Origin of the sequence: Furfurilactobacillus milii, from assembly GCF_021654115.1 — a bacterium.
Taxonomy (GTDB): Bacteria; Bacillota; Bacilli; order Lactobacillales; family Lactobacillaceae; genus Furfurilactobacillus; species Furfurilactobacillus milii.
In genome coordinates this window covers 1-16,263 of the sequence record NZ_JAIWJF010000015.1, presented here as the reverse complement: position 1 = coordinate 16,263, position 16,263 = coordinate 1, and the positions used below count along the sequence as shown (strand labels likewise).

Genomic DNA, 16,263 nt, shown 5'->3' with positions numbered 1-16,263 from the left:
TTTGTTGTTACTTGGTTATAAAGTGAATTGACTTCACAATTGTAATTGCTTCGAACTTTCGTTCAAAGACCCTACACATTTGATTCGTCGAAACGTTGTTCAGTTTTCAAAGATCTACATCGCTGCCTCAAGACAACTATTTGATAATATCATTCAAACTTGACTGTGTCAATTAAAAGTTGAAGAACTTTTTTGTTTCACAATCGGTCCAGATGATTGCTGCATCAACATTCCGTAGCAGCAAGTAATACTATATCAATCACATGAATCTGGGTCAAGTCAAATTTCAAAAAAATTGAAAAATAGTTCATTACGGTCAATCAAATACTGGTGCGGAGTCAAACTTAACGTCATGAAATAGCGTGTGTAGCTGATCTCCTTGTACAAAATCAAGGCCCTGCTCAAGCGCACGTTGCTTCAACTCTGAAGTAATCTGAAGATGATCAAAAACAAACAGTGACACATTCGCCTCAGCTATCTCACAAGTTGTTAATTCGCTTAACCTTAATTGTTCGAGATCTACTTCTAAAGCATCGTGCAAACATTCAAGGATACTTGCCAACGCAGTCTTGTCTTCCAAAACCTTAGTGCAGAAAAAGCCGTAATTACCTTCATTCTTTGTAACTAAAAAGCTTGGGGTGCCATCATTAATCGTTAAAATAGTCCCTGCAACTTGTTTCATAAAGTTCTTTCATCCTCCTCTGACAACTTAGCATTACTTCAAAAACCGTTGACGGGCTTCCGCCAGCCACCCATCCATTGCATCTGCAATTGGTTGAAAACCTGTGTGAACATGATAATTTGTCCAGTACCGCTTGTGCACATCACGGGCGTTGACCACTGGTACATCTTCTTGATCCTCTTCCAAACAGCGTAATGACAGACTGATCTTTTGTGAGTACTCATCTATATCAAGTATTTTAGCCTTTACGGACTGCCCCACTTTTAGATAGTCATGGATATCACGTACAAATCCATAATGTGTCTCTGAAATATGAATGAGCCCTTGATGAGTTTCATCTAAACTAATAAAAGCCCCATACGGCTGAATCCCAGTTACCACACCAGTCACTGTTTGACCAATCTGGTACTTCATAAACCGCGCCTCCCCGCAATTAATTACGCTTCGCTCACGGAGACACTGTTGATTAAAATTGGCGCATCAGGACGATCCTCATAGTTAGTTGAAACCTTAGCCATCTCATCCACAACGTTCATGCCTTCTATAACTTGCCCGAAAACAGTATGATGTCCATCAAGCCATGGTGTGCCACCCTGCTCATACTTTGCAATAACTTCGTCGGGTAATCCCATGCTCTTCAATTGTCCGATCATATCCGCAGGAACTCGACTTGCTTGAACGATGAAAAATTGGCTACCATTGGTATTTGGACCTGCATTAGCCATTGATAATGCGCCTCTAAAGTTAAATAGCTTATCTGAAAACTCATCTTCAAACGTTTGCCCGTAAATGCTTTCACCACCGGCACCAGTTCCTGTGGGATCGCCACCCTGAATCATAAAATCAGCAATGACACGGTGGAAACTTACACCATCATAATAGCCATTTTTAGCAAGACCAACAAAGTTTGCCACTGTTTTCGGTGCCTGGTCCTCAAACAATTGGAATTTAATATCACCCATCGTCGTGTGCAACGTTACTTGTGGGCCCTTAGCCTCACCAATTTCAATCTGTGGATACATTTTTATTCTCCTCATTACAGCTTGTTTTATTTTTATATGCATTTCCCTGTTCACATTCTCATTGAAGAATGTCAAATCTTTATCATTGTAAACAACCGGCTGCTGACATGCAATTGTTGGTGACTGTTTTTGTTCTTACTTCTTCTATATTTATTTATCATGTGTAATTGAAACCAGCACCACTATGATTGCAATGACTATATTAGGAAAGTCCGCCATTGTGATTTTGAAACTTTTTGTTAATTTCCATATATTCGCTTAATCGCCTATTTTGTTTGCCACTCATTTCTGCTATAGTGAGCCCATTGTCATTTGACATCTTAACAAACTTACTTTTGAAAATTAGAGAGGATTACCTATGTCGACCCTAATTGATTTCGTTTTACATATTGACGCCCACCTTGTTTCACTCGTCAATAACTTCGGTAACTGGACGTACCTCATTCTGTTTGCCATTATCTTTATTGAAACCGGTGCGGTTATTCTACCGTTTCTGCCTGGTGACTCACTAGTCTTTGCGGCTAGCGCTCTAGCTGCAAACAGCTTATATCACCTGAATATTTGGACCTTTGTCATTTTATTCCTAATCGCCTGTATTTCCGGTGATTCACTTAACTTTATCATCGGTCAGCGCGTTGGGCATGCCTTGTCGAATCATTCTTTGTTTGGCAAACTGATCCGCAAAGATGCACTCGAACGTTCAGAAACGTTCTTCAATGCTCATGGTGCGATGGCTATCATTCTGGCACGGTTTATGCCAATCATCCGAACCTTCGCCCCATTTGTTGCCGGTGGTAGTAATATGCCATACCGCCGCTTTATCCGTTTTTCACTGATCGGCTGTATTTCATGGGTAACCCTATGCTCCGCTGGGGGGTATTTCTTTGGTAACATTCCGTTTGTCAAAGCACACTTCTCCGCAGTTGTCTTAGGCATCATCATCATCTCGTTGATTCCTGCCGTAGTGGGTTATATTCGTGGGAAGGTTAAGGCTTCATAATTTCACCAAATAAAAGCACGTCGCTTAGCATACTGTGATTTCACACAGTGCTAAATGACGTGCTTTTTAGTGTTTCAAAACGAGTCCGTGTCTTAAATTATGCTGACCAACTAGCATGCCAACGATTAACCACGTCTCAATTAGAACAAAAAACAATCCGAAACAGGCGAGAAAGAAACTGGCTGGCAACGCATTAATAATCGCATCCTGATTGGGGTCAAATAACCAATCATCGTTTCTAAACAGCAGTTTATGAAATGTGATAAAAAAACTTTCAAAATTTAAGCTCATGATCACTGCAACAACGGGAACAACAGGCAACGCAATCCGCATCGGAATAATCAACTGCCATAAACGGCTTTCCCGATACATCCGCCACAGTCCCCATGCTGTAACTATCGCCGTTACAATCAGAACGACATTATTGAGTAACAATAATGTCTTTACGTCCGCAAAATGTTTGAGTGCTCCCGCCGAATCAGTAAAATTACTCATGTGCAACCGATCCACCCACGGAAAATCTAAGTAATGGAGTAACTGATAATAATTTTTCAGCATCGTTTGCCGATTCAAATTCACATCATGCAAAATTGTTGTGGTTGATAACATGATGCGATACAACCAGACAGCGTGAACTGTCAGAAAAATTGAACTTGTTAAGATAAAAAACCAGCCGCACAAATAGCGCAGCCAGTGGTTTACTTTTTTAATAATCATCCGTTTAACCGCCATTTAGTTAAATCTGAGACCACATACGTCGGAACAATATCTGCATCATTCGCCGGCGCCTGTTTAGTTAGCCCTGTCAGTGTCAGTAGAGAGTCCATGTTGGCATTCTTTGCGGCCATAATATCTGTATGCAAGTTATCCCCAATCATCAGCACATCTTCTCGTGGCAATTGAATCCTGTTGAGTGCCTCATTCATGATGATTTTAGCAGGTTTACCGATGGTGATTGGCTTCTTTCCTGTTGCGTAACGGACAAAATCGACAACCGCTCCAGCACCTGGCAACATCCCCCGCTGGTTTGGAATATTAGTGTCCAAATTAGTCCCTACAAACTGTGAGCCATGTTGAATAGCCAACACCGCCTGTACGAATTTTTCATAGGTAACCTCACGATCAAGTCCTACAACCGCAAACGTTGGTGCAAACGACGCATCAGCAACAAGTGCAAAGCCAACGTTACGCAATGCGTCCTGAAGTCCACGTTCCCCAATAACATAGGCAGTTAATGGTTTATCCGCCGCTAAACGACGCAAATAGTCCGCTGTAGCCAAAGCAGTCGTGTACACATGTGCTGCCGTCGTGGCGATATGGTGATGTTCGCGCAGATTTTCCGCAACATCTTCAGGACTGCGCGTAGAATTGTTTGTTACAAACAAATAGGGAATCTCACTATCAATCAGCCGTTGCATAAACGTTTGAGCCGTTTTAATTTCCTTGGTTCCCTGGTAGATGGTGCCGTCTAAATCAATAAAATAACCTGAATAACGCTTCATCCTTCAAGATCCTCACTGTTTATCGTTATTCTGAGTCTGCGAATGCGATTTTTGTCTAATTGTAAAATGACGCCGCGAAGGTCGTTTGTTTTGCGTAGACTGAACTTGTTGTCCACTATGACCAGTGGGCCGCGTTGTTTTACTAACCGTACGTTCCTTCGTGTAAGCTGTTTCTTTTTTATGATGCGTTTCAAACTGGTGACGCTGTTGTCCGTTTTGCTTTTGATTACGCTGACTAGTCGAGCCATCATTTTTCCGCGCTGTTTGGGCCGTTTTAGTTTCCTGACCACCATTGCTTCGACGCCGTCTTGAACGATGGGAACGTTGATGTTCTTCCTTTTGTGGTCGATCTTGTTGCTCAATTTCAACGTCTAAATTATGAAGCACAAAATAGGCACAACCAAAATTACAATACTCATATAGATAATCTTGCAGTGCCGTTATCGTTTGACTCACGGGTACATTGCGTTTTTTAGCAGCATAAAAGCCTTTTAACCGAAGTTGATCAAATCCCCAATCCCCGACCAAGAAATCGTACTTACTCAAAACAGTACTATATCGCTCAGCAAATTTATGCACATCAAACGCATCGTGAAAATTAGTCACTAATTCGTATGGATGCCCGTTAATAAAAAATTGTTGCTCGTTTTCACGAACAATGGTAAACATCGCAGCTCGCTTTTCTTGAGCTTCCTGAGCAAGCTCTTGGATGTGTTCACGATCGATAACGATCACCTTCCTAACCTTTGTTACAACAATAATTACATATCATATTTTACAATCAATTAATGACGCTTTTTATAATCAATCGCCTTGCCCTCAATCATTTGCTCGATTTCTGCAAACGAAAATGGTCGACCAAATGGAATTTCATGATCAATATAGCTCTTTTCAGGCGTATCAACACCAACATTAATATTTTCCTTGGCAGGAAAAGCATAATGGTGAATGTGACCATGCAAGTTGATAATATTACCAACGATCCCCATGGAAAATGGGTAGTGTGTTAAATAATACTGTCGGTGATCATATTTCAAATACGCGCCAACGTCATGGAATTCAAACTTAGGTTTGCCATCCGTCATGGTTTCATTATGCGCTGCCAAATATTTGAACAACGCACGGTTATCATGATTACCCTTAATCAACACAATGTGACCATTCAACCGATGCAAAATGTCATTCACCGCAATGTGTGACGTGACAGCTGGCCGTGTAAAGTACATCGCGATATCGCCTAAATGATAAACCGTATCCGTGTCTGTAACGACAGAATTCCAATTTTTAATAATGGTTTCGTTCATGTCTTCAACGGTCAAAAAAGGTCGCGGAGCGAAGTCGTTCATCCCTAGTAACTCTTTATGATAAAAATGTGTGTCCGACGTAAAATACCGCATCTGCAAACCTCCCGTCAATTTCGTCTATTTATTGTACCACATGTTACCATGAACCACCTTGTCGAGACCGCCTGCCCCTGCTTAATGCTCCATTATCAAATGACAAAACAAAAGCCATTATCTGTCCGTTCAAACGGCAAGGTAATGGCTTTAAAAATTCATTTAATCATCAATCATGTTGTGCCATTTCGGACTCAGCCTTCATGCTAATTGACTTAGCTACAAACAAAAAGATAAACCAAGCGACAGCGCCAATAAGTGCAATCAATGTTTCCGTCTTAAATAACATCACAACTGCTACGAAACCAAGAAAGATCAATACCAGGTAATCGGTTAATGGCGCAAACGGCATTTTGAAATCAGCCAATGGAAGATGTTGTGCCTTCATTGATTGCCGATATCTCAAGTGCGCAACGATGATCAACCCCCAAATGAGAATAAAACACGTTGTGGCAACACTGGAAATAAAAGTAAATACACCAGCAGGAAACAAGAAATTCAATACTACCGCGATGGCAATAATCAAAGTTGAGAAACGTAATGCATTAGCTGGCACCTGATGTGAAGACAACTTACTCATCCGTTTGGAAAAACGTGATTTACCACCGTACGTCAATGAGTAAAGCATCCGACCAGTTGTAAACAAAGAACTATTACATGCTGAAGCGGCCGCAGTCAGCACCACGAAATTAATAATACCAGCAGCTGCCTTAATTCCAACATTTTGAAAGACTTGAACGAATGGGCTGCTAGATGGTGACACGTAAGACCACGGATAAATGCTCATGATAACCAACAATGAACCCACATAAAACAGGATAACCCGCATGGGAATTTCATTGATTGCCTTAGGAATAACTTCATGTGGATCGGCCGTTTCAGACGCAGTCATCCCCACCATTTCAATTCCGACAAACGCAAACACAACCATTTGAAACGAGAGAACAAAGCCCTTTGCACCCTTGGCGAAAAAGCCACCATCACGAAATAAATTACCAAAGGAAGCGTGCCCAACGGGCGTTTTAATCGAAAGAAAGATCATTGCCAGCCCGCCAACAATCAGCGCAATAATCGCCACAATTTTAATAATGGCAAACCAAAATTCGGCCTCACCAAACGCCTCTACAGTGATTAAGTTTAAACACAGCAGCACAATTAAAATCACAAAACCTGGTAGCCACTGCGGCACTTTTGGAAACCAAAACTGAAAGTACAATCCAGCAGCCGTGATTTCTGCCATGGCAATTGTGATCCATGATACCCAGTAGGTCCAGCCAACCACAAAGCCAGTGCGTTTACCTATATAGCGGTCAATAAAGTCGATAAATGAGTGTTGCGACAAATCCGACATGAGCAACTCACCTAAAGCACGCATCAGCCAAAAACACATCAATCCAGTCAACATATACACTAAAATAATGGCTGGCCCCGCCAGATGAATGGATTGTCCAGCCCCCAAAAACAGCCCGGTCCCAATTGTTCCACCTAACGCGATAAGTTGTACGTGCCGACTTTTTAACGATCGTGATAATTCTTGCTGATCCGTTTGATTTTCTGCCATCGAATCCTCTACTTTCCGTATGTCCGTTTAAAATTAGCACTCGCTAATTCATAAATTATATTATACGAGCGTTTTTCATAATGAACAAACGAAACGATTTCACGGGAAAGGTGAAAATAATTCATCTAAACATTTCAGACAATAAAAAAAGAGTTAACCGACAGTGAAAAAACGCCAGCTAACTCTCTTTATCTTAACAATATCCGTTAATCGTACTAATCACGCTTAATTATTTCTTCAATCTCTCAACGTCACGCGCAATCATTAACTCCTCATCAGTTGGAATCAATAAGACCTTTGCCGTTGAATCATCTGTCGAAATAATCGCTTCTTTGCCATGAATGTCATTACGTTCATCATCGATCTTGATGCCAGCGTAATTAAACGCATTAACCACTGCAGCACGAATGGCCTTCGCATTTTCACCGATTCCAGCAGTAAATACCAGCGCGTCAACACCGCCCATTTCAGCAATGTATGAGCCGACATACTTCACAATGCGGTTAACAAAAATCTTGATTGCCAGTTGAGCCCGGTGATCATCACTTGTTTGTAGATCACGCATATCACCAGACGTACCAGAAATACCAAGCAAACCAGACTTCTTATTCAAAATGTCAATCATCGCTTCAGGGTTTGTAATTCCCAACTTTTGTTGAAGGAACGTAACCAGCGACGGATCCACATCCCCTGAACGGGTTGCCATTGTAATTCCTGCTAGTGGTGTAAAGCCCATGGATGTATCAATCGATTCACCATTTTTAATCGCGTCAATTGAGGCACCTGCCCCTAAATGCAACGTAATGACTTTTAAGTCTGACAGTGGCTTACCCAGAATTTCAGCAGCCCGAGCTGAAACATAGCGATGGCTTGTACCGTGTGCGCCATAGCGACGGGCACCAAACTTCTCGTAATATTCGTAAGGGATTGAATACAAGTAGTTTTCTTCGGGCATTGTGCTGTGGAATGACGTATCAAAAACGGCGACTGCAGTTGCATTTGGCAAAACTTCACGGAAAGCACGGATGCCTGTTGCATTGGCAGGATTATGCAATGGTGCATATTCAGCTAACTCATCAATCTTCGCTAAGACATCATCATCAATCACAACTGAGTCCTTGAAGAATTCACCACCAGCAACGACACGGTGTCCAACACCAGTAATTTCATCAAAACTGCCGATAACTTTCAGATCAATAAGTTCTTTCAACAAAACGTTAATGGCGACCTTGTGATCTTTAAAGGGTTGTTCAATTTTAAAGTGTTGACCATCACCATAGTCAATTGTAAATGAGCCTTCTGCTAAACCGATTCGGTCCACTAGCCCCTTTGCAATAACCTCTTCCGAAGGCATGTCGAAAAGTTGGAACTTTAAAGTTGAACTACCTGCGTTAACTGCGATTGTTTTTGCCATGTGCGCGATTCTCCTTTTAGTTACTTATCAAATTTATGAAACGAAACTATTTTTGAATATTTGCTGCAACCCAGTTATCAATTTGATTGGTGAACTGGCGGACAGCGTTTGAATCCTTAAATGATGGAAATTCACCCAATAGAACCTGACCGGCTTGCTTTGCATTGCCGCCCTTTTTCTGAAGCATCAAAATAGCCTTGCGAGCCGCTTTATTAATAAATAATTCTGTCGGCAAGTTGAGCAGTCCCTGAAGGTGCGCCTCCGTTTGAATCCACTCAACCAGTCCCTTCGCCTCAACAGATGTGAATAGTTCGCTAGGAACAAGGAAAATTCCCCAGCCGCCGGGTGTCAACTGATTAACAGCTTGTTCAAGAAGTAAATGATGCACATACGAATGTCCTGATTGGGCTGCCGTTTTAAACTGTTTGGCGTGTTCATCCAATGGGTAATACCCCACCGGTAAGTCACTCACCACTAGGTCTGCCTTAGGCATCACTAATGGATCTAACGCATCCTGATGAAACAATTGAATATCGTGTTTCTGCAAGGTGCCGACAACATTGGCCGCCGCGAGCATGGAATCATCGTTATCAACACCAAAACTGTTGATTTTTACCGAGTTTGACTCAGCTAGTTGATTAATAACCGTCGTCAGTAAATTGCCTGTACCCACTGTAAGATCCAACAGATTTAACTGGTCGCGGTGAATAACGCGACTGGCTAAATATGCAACCAAAAAACCAATGGTATCCGGTGTTAGCTGATGATTAGCATCAATTGCATCGGTCTCGACATCCTTCAACAGGACTAATTGGAGACCACATCGGATGGTTTCTTCATCTAGTTGATTTAACTTAATCTGACGATACAAAGCTGTTAACTTTTCGACCGCTTCCGTATCAGGCCGACCATTCTCAACTCTGACCTGACCGCCGTCAATAAGATCGTCACCCACTTCAATAAAGGCGTCTAAATAACTCGTTTCCAGCTGTGTCTGTAAAATCTCAATCGCCTGATCAAGTGTTTGATAAAGTGTTTGTGCCTGTTCTTGTGACAGCGTTACTCACCTCTTTAAAAATTTCTCTTTTTTTAATTACATCAAAAACAAAAATCGATGTCCTTGTTAAGGATACCGATTTATGCAAGTTATTTCAAGTTATGTTTCCGCTCCCAAACTTGATAGGACGCGGTTTCTCCACTCGTTAAAATTATTTTTATTTGTGAATTTTTTAACGTGGCTTTCCCTTCAGGAAAAGAAAAGCTGATTTGCTGGGAATGCCTTGCCTGCATCAGACTGACTTCGTTCACGATTGTTTGAATCTGCCAATATTTTCGTTCATTTCTTTGGGCATAAATAGTCGACTCATACGTCATTAACTGAATGAGCAAAATGGTCAGCGTCATAGTCATTAAAAAAATGGCAGTTGGCATAACAAACGCTGTTCGTAATTTTGTATCACCGCTAACTTTCAAGACTAACCTCCGGAAGGAACGTTGTTCTGCTTACTTGACGATGATGACGTGTTTTAAACGAGATGGTCAAACAACCATTCGCATACATCATCGAAGTGTCTGATATGTTTTCTACTAGTGGCATATAACCACCCTTAGTTGTTGTCATAATAAGGCTGTTTCGCTTAGCAACTAAGCGATAATGCTGAACAACCCCCTTATGCGTTTGCCCAATCATCCTAACCTCATTGTCCTGTTGACTTTCAAACCGAAATTTTTCTTCTGGATTTCCTAAATGCATAACGGTGTTATCCAACTGGTGAATGCTTTGATACTCATTCGAGGCATTATACCGCAATTGTTGCAACGTTAATGCCACGGTAAATAATACCAGCACACCGATTGTTAGCCCCCACAACGTTTCAACTATTGTGAACGCTGGCCTTGACCTCACGCTTACCATTCATAACCTCACCTAACTGTCGACTTGTTTTTTCGTAGCGTAAACGTGCCTTTTTTGTACGCTGTCGTTCGAAAGTCAGTCGAGTGTTCATTTGTTGTGTGACCCCCATTACTAGCGTACAAGCACTGAGCGCTAGCGCCAAAGCCAACATTGCCTCGACCATAACAAAGCCAGCTCGTTGACTAACGTTTGAGCTTTTCAATGTGAATAATCCCCCATCCCAGTTGTGGCTTAATCGCGTACTCTTCACCAAGTGAGGACGTTAACACAATTCTTCTTGGCGCAATCATCTCATCCTTAATGATCAAGATTTTAGGTGATGTCTTTGTCACAGATAAGGTTGACGGCATTTTAATTGTTTGTGGTTGATGATAAGTTTCCTTGTAAACAACTTTTCGATCATCGATGTTAATTTCTGTAACTAGGCGGCCCAACATCGTATGCATTTTGGCCCGTTCAAATAGACTCACTAGTGTTTCGAAAAACTGAGCTTCGGCCTGGCGCTCACGAGTTACTTTAAACGTTTGCACACCAATTCCTAGAATTGCTGTCGTAACTGCAAGGACTAACAAACTTTCAACCAATGTAAATGCCGACCTATTTTTTAACATCCACAGCTGCCACATTATTGTGGATTTCAATGCCCTCATCCTTGGCCTTCGAAACTTGCTTACCCGTGAGATAATTTCCCGTCTGAAGTTCATCAAAGGTCACGTCCTTATCACCATTATCATTTTGATAAAGATCTACTTGTGTTTGAACTACCTGTGTCATGGCCTCTCCATGGGTTTTAGTAGCATTGCGACGAGATGCCGTTAAGTTTGGCACGATGATCAGAATCAAGAGTGAAATAATAAATAGCACAATGGCCATTTCAATTAACGTAAAGGCCTGCCGTTGTTTAACCCGCATTTTTTGAGCATAGCTTTTCAATTTTTTTATCATTATGATAATCCTCCTATTGTGTGGTAAAGCGGCAACAGAATACTGAGATAGACACCGACGATGCCTAACCCGATGACACCAAATAGTAATGGCTGAATCAGCCCAATCAAGCCCTCTATCCGGTTAAATAAACGGTGGTAAGTTAGTTGAGCATCTACTTTGAGATCTTTAGCAATTTCACGACTACTCAAACCTTTGTTGAAAAAGACTTTAAACGTTGCCGGTATAAAACGGTAACGATCGATAAAAGTGGCCAATTTAGCACCTTCCAGCAAATGATCATTTAATTGATCAGCCAACTGGCGTAATAACGACTTTGCTTCATACGTTTGCAATAATTTCATAACATCATGCGACTGCATGCCACTATTTAATAGCAGACTCAAATTAAGTGATAAATAGTAATGCCAATACATTTTCAAAAGTGGTCCCACGATGGGTAATTTACATGACACTTGTAATTGGCGTAACCTCGGCAGATGCCAAAAACGCCATCCCACAATGATGATGCCAGTGATAAAAACTATTAAACACACTTTTAGCGGCCAGCCGATGCTAGGAATCAATAACTGTTTTGCACCCAGACCAGATAATTCTGGTAGCAATAACTGTTTGACGGCCACAATTAACAGGCCCAAACAAATCAGAATGCACAGTGGATACCGCAATACTGCACGAATCTTTTGTTGTTGGCGAACCTTAACAGCCAAAAAATTACCCAGGTTCGTCAAAACTGAAATCAATTCGCCATTTTCTTCAGCAATTTTTATTTGATAAAAGCAGTCTACAGAAACAAACGGACGCATTGCCTCTGCAAACTGAATCCCCTGGGCCAATCGATTCTGAATGTCTGCGATTGTTTGATGCATTTTGGGCAGCATCACTCGTGCAAAATTTAACCCTTCACGCAATGAAAATCCTGCGGTCAATACGTCAGCCATTAGACTGAATAATTGTGCGGTCTGTGGTCCTGACAGTTTACGTAATGCCTCACGATTACGCCAACTAGTCAGCCTGATAACTTTGAGCCACCTCAGGGGCCACCAAACCGTCGTCAACTGCTTCTCTGAGCGCATCATGCCACCTCCTTGTCATTTGTGTTTTCTTTTGTTGGTCATTGAAAAATGGGCTGGCTTCACTAAATAATTCCTCACGTGTTAACCAGTCGTATATAGTCACTGGCTGTTGCCGCCCCGGTAACAATCGTTGATAACATACTCCTGCAATTGCCTGTTCTAAGTCGTTTTTGGCAATGCCCAACTGCGTCAACCGACCAACGACACCAAGCGCACTTTGAGCATGAACTGTCGATAACACTAAATGACCACTCAAAGCTGCCTTGATTGCCACCCGTGCCGTTTGCTCGTCCCGAATTTCACCAATAATAAAAACATCTGGTCGATGTCGTAGCGCTAACTTCAAAAGTGCATCATAGGTCATGCCAGCAAGTTCGTTCACTTGTAATTGCAAAAAATCGGGCTCTTCGATTTCTACCGGGTCTTCAATAGACAGCACCACTGAGTCCGTTTGCCGTTCATGCGCTAATTGATAAATTGTGGTTGTTTTTCCAGAGCCCATCGGACCACTAAGGACAACTAGTCCGGCCGAATTTGTGAGTCCACGAATTGCTGGCCACTGTTTATTTTGCCGAACCGCGTGACTCACCTCCGCCAAAGCATAAATAATTCGGATCACCATCGACTCACGGTCTTGAAAATCCCCGACCGTCGAAAGTCTCAGGTGCACTTGTACCTTATCAACTCGAACATGTAGTGCTCCCAGTTGTGGGCGCCTGCGTTCACTAATTGACATATTTGCCTCATACTTAACGTAAGCAATAAGTTGTTCTGCTTGCTCACAACTCAACTCTCCCATTTTTTCAATTCCGGTGACCGTATGGCAGACAATCTCGTAACCTTGAAACTTTGGAAAAAAATACACATCACTTGCATGTTTGGCAATTGCCTGAGTCAACGTATGCGTTAATTTTTCTGCTTGTTGCATCTCATCACTCCTTTCATACCCTTTACATACGCAAAAAGTGACCCTGTTGTTTGCCGGTGTCCAAAAAAGACAAAAAAAGACATGATTCAAAAAGAATCATGTCTTAGCTTGCACTATTTAATTCAAGTTTTAAAAACGCCTATTCAGCGAGATCCTCGTCCGCAACTTCAGCCGCTTCATAGACATCTGAAACGTCGTCATTGTCGCTCAACTCATCAATCAAATTGACGTATTGTTTAGCCTTGTCACTTGGAACCTTGGTTACATTTTCCGGAATCATTGTAATTTCGGCAGTATCCAAATCAAATCCCTTTTCTTGTAAGGCATCACGAACTGCAGCCAATTGTGTTGGATCCGTGTAAATTTCAAATGCATCATCAGTTGTATTCATGTCGTCAGCACCGGCATCCAGTGCGTCCATTAACATGGTATCCTCATCAGCATCCAAACCATCACGTAGGATCACAATGTACCCACGGCGGTTAAACATGAATGCCACAGAACCTGAGGCCCCTAATGCACCACCATGATGAGTGAAGGCAGAACGAATTGCCGAAGCAGTTCGGTTTTTATTATCTGTCAAGGCAGCAACCATGATGGCAGTACCACCAGGGCCGTAACCTTCGTAAGTGATTTCTTCAAACTTTTGACCACCAGCACCAGTCGCTTTGTCCAAAGCACGTTTAACAACGTCTTTAGGCATGTTAGCAGCACGGGCTTTTTCCATGACTAACCGTAGTTGTGCGTTTCCGTCAGGGTCGGCACCACCAGTTTTTGCGGCTTGGTATAAGTCACGTGATATTTTTTGGAAAATTTTTCCACGCTTGGAATCCTGGGCGTTTTTACGGCCCTGAATATTATGCCATTTTGAATGTCCTGACATGTTCAGCACTCCTTTGATAGTTAGTATGATTTTTGAGCAAAAATAACCTTATACACTATACCACTGGGCCGCGGTCGGTTCAATCTTTTAACCAGATAATCACAAACGAACTACGGTCTCGTGCTGATGCTTATTTTTGTTTGCTGAAATACGGTTCCTCAATGGTCACCGTAGCGGCATCTAAGTCAATACTAGCTAAGGCCCCATATGGCAACACTGTACGTGGATAGGCGTGACCAAAGTTCATATTGAACAAAATGGGTGTTCGATACTCAGCAGTAGCGGCAAGAATTAGTTTTTGATAATCTTCAAAATACGTCTCGTCTTGTGGCTTACCAACCAAAATTCCCTTTACTGCCTTTAAAATACCAACTTGGTCAAGCTTCAAAAGCATCTTTTCATAAAGGGACGGCTTGGGCTTCTCCTCACTTGTCTCGATAAATAAAATTTTGTTCTGCCAATCAGTAGCCTGCGGGATAATTTGATATTTTGCAGCCACTGATGACTCACCGACATACCGCGTTTCAGTCAATAAATCATAAAAGCTATCCAAACAGCCACCCAACAGTTTGCCCCGAATGACGCCGTGTCCCCTAAGGACCATGTAACCGCGTTTTTCTACATGTGCTGTCAACGAAATGCCAACTGAGTCAGCTGAAAAATCCCGACGACTGTCATACCAGCGGTCACTGCTATTTACCTTCGAAATGATAGGATTTTTAAAAACATGTTCAAATTCACGTTTGGTATACGGCAACATTTCCGGACCTAATTCGGCAAAATCCGCCAGAAAACTCGGTCCATAAAATGTTGCTAATCCCATTTTATAAAACATTAAATGATTGATTGTCGTATCGGAAAATCCTAAAAAGACTTTGGGATGTGTCCTCACTTGCCGAATAAACACTTCATCTTCACAGAGGAAAGGTAATAATCGATACGTGTCGTCCCCGCCAATGGCAGACATAATTCCCTGAATTGAGTCATCAAAAAAAGCCTGCTTAAGATCTGCCGCCCGTTCCTCAGGATGGTTACGAAGAAACTGAGTCCCCTTTAACGTATGCCCCATGTACACGGGTTCTAGACCAAATTCCCGCAATCTGCATTCTCCTAAGACTAATTCATGATGGAAAGCCGCCTCGCCGAGTCCGCCACCGGACAAACTGACGATAGCGATGTGATCACCACGTTTTAATTGAGCTGGCTTAATCATTTGGCCCACCACCTTGTTTTAGAATAGCATCATTATGAACCTTTGCTGAGTCAATTCACATGAGTTTCACAAGTTTTCATAAGCCACATAGTATATACAACTGACGTACAATGTAATGAAAGAAGGGAAGTTCATTATGAAACAACCACCAATTGCGAAATTATATGAAGCCTATTCGGCCATTGCAGATCAACGTGTCCAGCAACTTGATGAAACCCACTGGCAAATAACATCTAGTGATACCGCTCAGTATTACACGGTTATTAGCAGTGATGCCGCACAAACGTTCAGTAGTAACGACAATGCCACATATTGGCAAGGTTACGCAGGTTACCCTATTCTAGCCGTTTGGCTTGCCTTGGGTATATTACCAATCAATCAGCAAGTTTTACCTGCCTTTGAGAAAATTAACTGGCACGCTCGCAATGAAGCAGTTCATAATCATTACGAGCAGGCGATTAACCAATTTCTCAGTGAGCAGACTGATGACATGGCTAAAGCAATTCAACAATCACTGGCTGATCAAATGTCCCAACTGGCTACCTTTGACTTCACAATTAAACGAAATCGATCGCCTAAAAAATAAAAATAGAGCTCGTTGAAGTGAACCCCCAAGGTTGGACAACAAATTCAACCTTGGGGGTTTTACTATGTCTAAATTCACTTTCGAGTTTCGTACAAAGGTGGTCACTGAGTACCTGACCGGTAAAAGCAGCACTTCTCTA

At 42.0% G+C, this 16,263-nt stretch carries 20 protein-coding genes; 2 read left to right on the top strand and 18 right to left on the bottom strand.

Annotated features, from left to right (window positions below):
- Positions 1 to 316: 316 nt before the first annotated feature.
- The 3 genes from LDK34_RS12260 to LDK34_RS12250 are packed head-to-tail and all read right to left on the bottom strand — an operon-like array spanning position 317 to position 1,704.
- Positions 317 to 682, bottom strand: a complete 366-nt coding sequence (locus LDK34_RS12260; RefSeq protein ID WP_161000903.1) for a hypothetical protein — start codon at positions 680 to 682, stop codon at positions 317 to 319.
- 33 nt (positions 683 to 715) lie between these two features.
- Positions 716 to 1,096 carry a CvfD/Ygs/GSP13 family RNA-binding post-transcriptional regulator gene (locus LDK34_RS12255; RefSeq protein ID WP_178942263.1) on the bottom strand — a complete coding sequence of 127 codons (381 nt, stop codon included), beginning with the start codon at positions 1,094 to 1,096 and terminating at the stop codon, positions 716 to 718.
- A 23-nt stretch (positions 1,097 to 1,119) separates the two neighbouring features.
- Positions 1,120 to 1,704, bottom strand: coding sequence for a peptidylprolyl isomerase (locus LDK34_RS12250; RefSeq protein ID WP_236941893.1), 585 nt, complete (start codon positions 1,702 to 1,704; stop codon positions 1,120 to 1,122).
- Positions 1,705 to 2,062: 358 nt separating this feature from the next.
- Between LDK34_RS12250 and LDK34_RS12245 the strand changes: the two genes are divergently transcribed.
- Positions 2,063 to 2,704, top strand: coding sequence for a VTT domain-containing protein (locus LDK34_RS12245; protein WP_161004329.1), 642 nt, complete (start codon positions 2,063 to 2,065; stop codon positions 2,702 to 2,704).
- A gap of 66 nt (positions 2,705 to 2,770) precedes the next feature.
- Here LDK34_RS12245 and LDK34_RS12240 read toward each other — a convergent pair whose 3' ends face one another.
- The 15 genes from LDK34_RS12240 to LDK34_RS12170 form a co-directional block, all read right to left on the bottom strand.
- Positions 2,771 to 3,421, bottom strand: a complete 651-nt coding sequence (locus tag LDK34_RS12240) for a TIGR01906 family membrane protein (protein WP_178942261.1) — start codon at positions 3,419 to 3,421, stop codon at positions 2,771 to 2,773.
- Positions 3,418 to 4,206 (bottom strand): TIGR01457 family HAD-type hydrolase, encoded by a 789-nt coding sequence (locus LDK34_RS12235; RefSeq protein WP_178942260.1) that lies wholly within the window; start codon positions 4,204 to 4,206, stop codon positions 3,418 to 3,420. Before LDK34_RS12235 ends, LDK34_RS12240 begins: the two co-directional genes overlap by 4 nt.
- Before the next feature lie 12 nt (positions 4,207 to 4,218).
- Entirely contained in the window at positions 4,219 to 4,941 is a 723-nt protein-coding gene (locus LDK34_RS12230; protein WP_178942259.1) for a YutD family protein, read from the bottom strand.
- Between the two features lie 50 nt (positions 4,942 to 4,991).
- Positions 4,992 to 5,603, bottom strand: coding sequence for a metallophosphoesterase (locus LDK34_RS12225; protein WP_178942258.1), 612 nt, complete (start codon positions 5,601 to 5,603; stop codon positions 4,992 to 4,994).
- A 169-nt stretch (positions 5,604 to 5,772) separates the two neighbouring features.
- Positions 5,773 to 7,164: an amino acid permease gene (locus tag LDK34_RS12220; protein ID WP_178942257.1), complete on the bottom strand. Its 1,392-nt coding sequence runs from the start codon at positions 7,162 to 7,164 to the stop codon at positions 5,773 to 5,775.
- Between the two features lie 229 nt (positions 7,165 to 7,393).
- The gene (locus LDK34_RS12215; protein WP_161000896.1) at positions 7,394 to 8,578 is read right to left on the bottom strand and encodes an acetate/propionate family kinase; all 1,185 of its coding nucleotides are present in this window, start codon (positions 8,576 to 8,578) and stop codon (positions 7,394 to 7,396) included.
- 46 nt (positions 8,579 to 8,624) lie between these two features.
- A complete protein-coding gene (locus tag LDK34_RS12210) occupies positions 8,625 to 9,635 on the bottom strand; it encodes a class I SAM-dependent methyltransferase (RefSeq protein WP_178943448.1) in 1,011 nt (336 codons plus the stop codon).
- Between the two features lie 405 nt (positions 9,636 to 10,040).
- Positions 10,041 to 10,493: a competence type IV pilus minor pilin ComGF gene (locus LDK34_RS12205; protein ID WP_178942255.1), complete on the bottom strand. Its 453-nt coding sequence runs from the start codon at positions 10,491 to 10,493 to the stop codon at positions 10,041 to 10,043.
- On the bottom strand, positions 10,453 to 10,695 hold the full coding sequence (locus LDK34_RS12200; RefSeq protein ID WP_178942254.1) for a hypothetical protein: 243 nt from the start codon (positions 10,693 to 10,695) through the stop codon (positions 10,453 to 10,455). The genes LDK34_RS12205 and LDK34_RS12200 overlap by 41 nt, the downstream gene beginning before the upstream one ends.
- A complete protein-coding gene (locus tag LDK34_RS12195; RefSeq protein WP_178942253.1) occupies positions 10,676 to 11,104 on the bottom strand; it encodes a pilus assembly FimT family protein in 429 nt (142 codons plus the stop codon). The genes LDK34_RS12200 and LDK34_RS12195 overlap by 20 nt, the downstream gene beginning before the upstream one ends.
- Positions 11,091 to 11,438, bottom strand: coding sequence for a competence type IV pilus major pilin ComGC (gene comGC / locus LDK34_RS12190; protein ID WP_186337556.1), 348 nt, complete (start codon positions 11,436 to 11,438; stop codon positions 11,091 to 11,093). The genes LDK34_RS12195 and comGC overlap by 14 nt, the downstream gene beginning before the upstream one ends.
- On the bottom strand, positions 11,438 to 12,517 hold the full coding sequence (locus LDK34_RS12185; RefSeq protein ID WP_236941892.1) for a type II secretion system F family protein: 1,080 nt from the start codon (positions 12,515 to 12,517) through the stop codon (positions 11,438 to 11,440). The genes comGC and LDK34_RS12185 overlap by 1 nt, the downstream gene beginning before the upstream one ends.
- The gene (gene comGA, locus LDK34_RS12180) at positions 12,444 to 13,442 is read right to left on the bottom strand and encodes a competence type IV pilus ATPase ComGA (RefSeq protein ID WP_178942251.1); all 999 of its coding nucleotides are present in this window, start codon (positions 13,440 to 13,442) and stop codon (positions 12,444 to 12,446) included. The genes LDK34_RS12185 and comGA overlap by 74 nt, the downstream gene beginning before the upstream one ends.
- A 139-nt stretch (positions 13,443 to 13,581) precedes the next feature.
- Entirely contained in the window at positions 13,582 to 14,325 is a 744-nt protein-coding gene (locus tag LDK34_RS12175; protein ID WP_161000889.1) for a YebC/PmpR family DNA-binding transcriptional regulator, read from the bottom strand.
- 130 nt (positions 14,326 to 14,455) lie between these two features.
- Positions 14,456 to 15,538, bottom strand: coding sequence for a S66 family peptidase (locus LDK34_RS12170; protein WP_236941891.1), 1,083 nt, complete (start codon positions 15,536 to 15,538; stop codon positions 14,456 to 14,458).
- Positions 15,539 to 15,674: 136 nt separating this feature from the next.
- Between LDK34_RS12170 and LDK34_RS12165 the strand changes: the two genes are divergently transcribed.
- A complete protein-coding gene (locus LDK34_RS12165; RefSeq protein WP_178942249.1) occupies positions 15,675 to 16,124 on the top strand; it encodes a hypothetical protein in 450 nt (149 codons plus the stop codon).
- Positions 16,125 to 16,263 lie beyond the last annotated feature (139 nt).

What these genes read in the sequence shown, in the direction of transcription:
- LDK34_RS12245 (WP_161004329.1), top strand. Translation starts at nt 2,063, where the DNA reads ATGTCGACCCTAATTGATTTCGTTTTACATATTGACGCCCACCTTGTT.
- LDK34_RS12205 (WP_178942255.1), bottom strand. Translation starts at nt 10,493, where the DNA reads ATGGTAAGCGTGAGGTCAAGGCCAGCGTTCACAATAGTTGAAACGTTG.
- comGA (WP_178942251.1), bottom strand. Translation starts at nt 13,442, where the DNA reads ATGCAACAAGCAGAAAAATTAACGCATACGTTGACTCAGGCAATTGCC.
- LDK34_RS12255 (WP_178942263.1), bottom strand. Translation starts at nt 1,096, where the DNA reads ATGAAGTACCAGATTGGTCAAACAGTGACTGGTGTGGTAACTGGGATT.
- LDK34_RS12260 (WP_161000903.1), bottom strand. Translation starts at nt 682, where the DNA reads ATGAAACAAGTTGCAGGGACTATTTTAACGATTAATGATGGCACCCCA.
- LDK34_RS12175 (WP_161000889.1), bottom strand. Translation starts at nt 14,325, where the DNA reads ATGTCAGGACATTCAAAATGGCATAATATTCAGGGCCGTAAAAACGCC.
- LDK34_RS12195 (WP_178942253.1), bottom strand. Translation starts at nt 11,104, where the DNA reads ATGTTAAAAAATAGGTCGGCATTTACATTGGTTGAAAGTTTGTTAGTC.
- LDK34_RS12250 (WP_236941893.1), bottom strand. Translation starts at nt 1,704, where the DNA reads ATGTATCCACAGATTGAAATTGGTGAGGCTAAGGGCCCACAAGTAACG.
- LDK34_RS12170 (WP_236941891.1), bottom strand. Translation starts at nt 15,538, where the DNA reads ATGATTAAGCCAGCTCAATTAAAACGTGGTGATCACATCGCTATCGTC.
- LDK34_RS12240 (WP_178942261.1), bottom strand. Translation starts at nt 3,421, where the DNA reads ATGATTATTAAAAAAGTAAACCACTGGCTGCGCTATTTGTGCGGCTGG.
- LDK34_RS12225 (WP_178942258.1), bottom strand. Translation starts at nt 5,603, where the DNA reads ATGCGGTATTTTACGTCGGACACACATTTTTATCATAAAGAGTTACTA.
- comGC (WP_186337556.1), bottom strand. Translation starts at nt 11,438, where the DNA reads ATGATAAAAAAATTGAAAAGCTATGCTCAAAAAATGCGGGTTAAACAA.
- LDK34_RS12215 (WP_161000896.1), bottom strand. Translation starts at nt 8,578, where the DNA reads ATGGCAAAAACAATCGCAGTTAACGCAGGTAGTTCAACTTTAAAGTTC.
- LDK34_RS12185 (WP_236941892.1), bottom strand. Translation starts at nt 12,517, where the DNA reads ATGATGCGCTCAGAGAAGCAGTTGACGACGGTTTGGTGGCCCCTGAGG.
- LDK34_RS12165 (WP_178942249.1), top strand. Translation starts at nt 15,675, where the DNA reads ATGAAACAACCACCAATTGCGAAATTATATGAAGCCTATTCGGCCATT.
- LDK34_RS12235 (WP_178942260.1), bottom strand. Translation starts at nt 4,206, where the DNA reads ATGAAGCGTTATTCAGGTTATTTTATTGATTTAGACGGCACCATCTAC.
- LDK34_RS12220 (WP_178942257.1), bottom strand. Translation starts at nt 7,164, where the DNA reads ATGGCAGAAAATCAAACGGATCAGCAAGAATTATCACGATCGTTAAAA.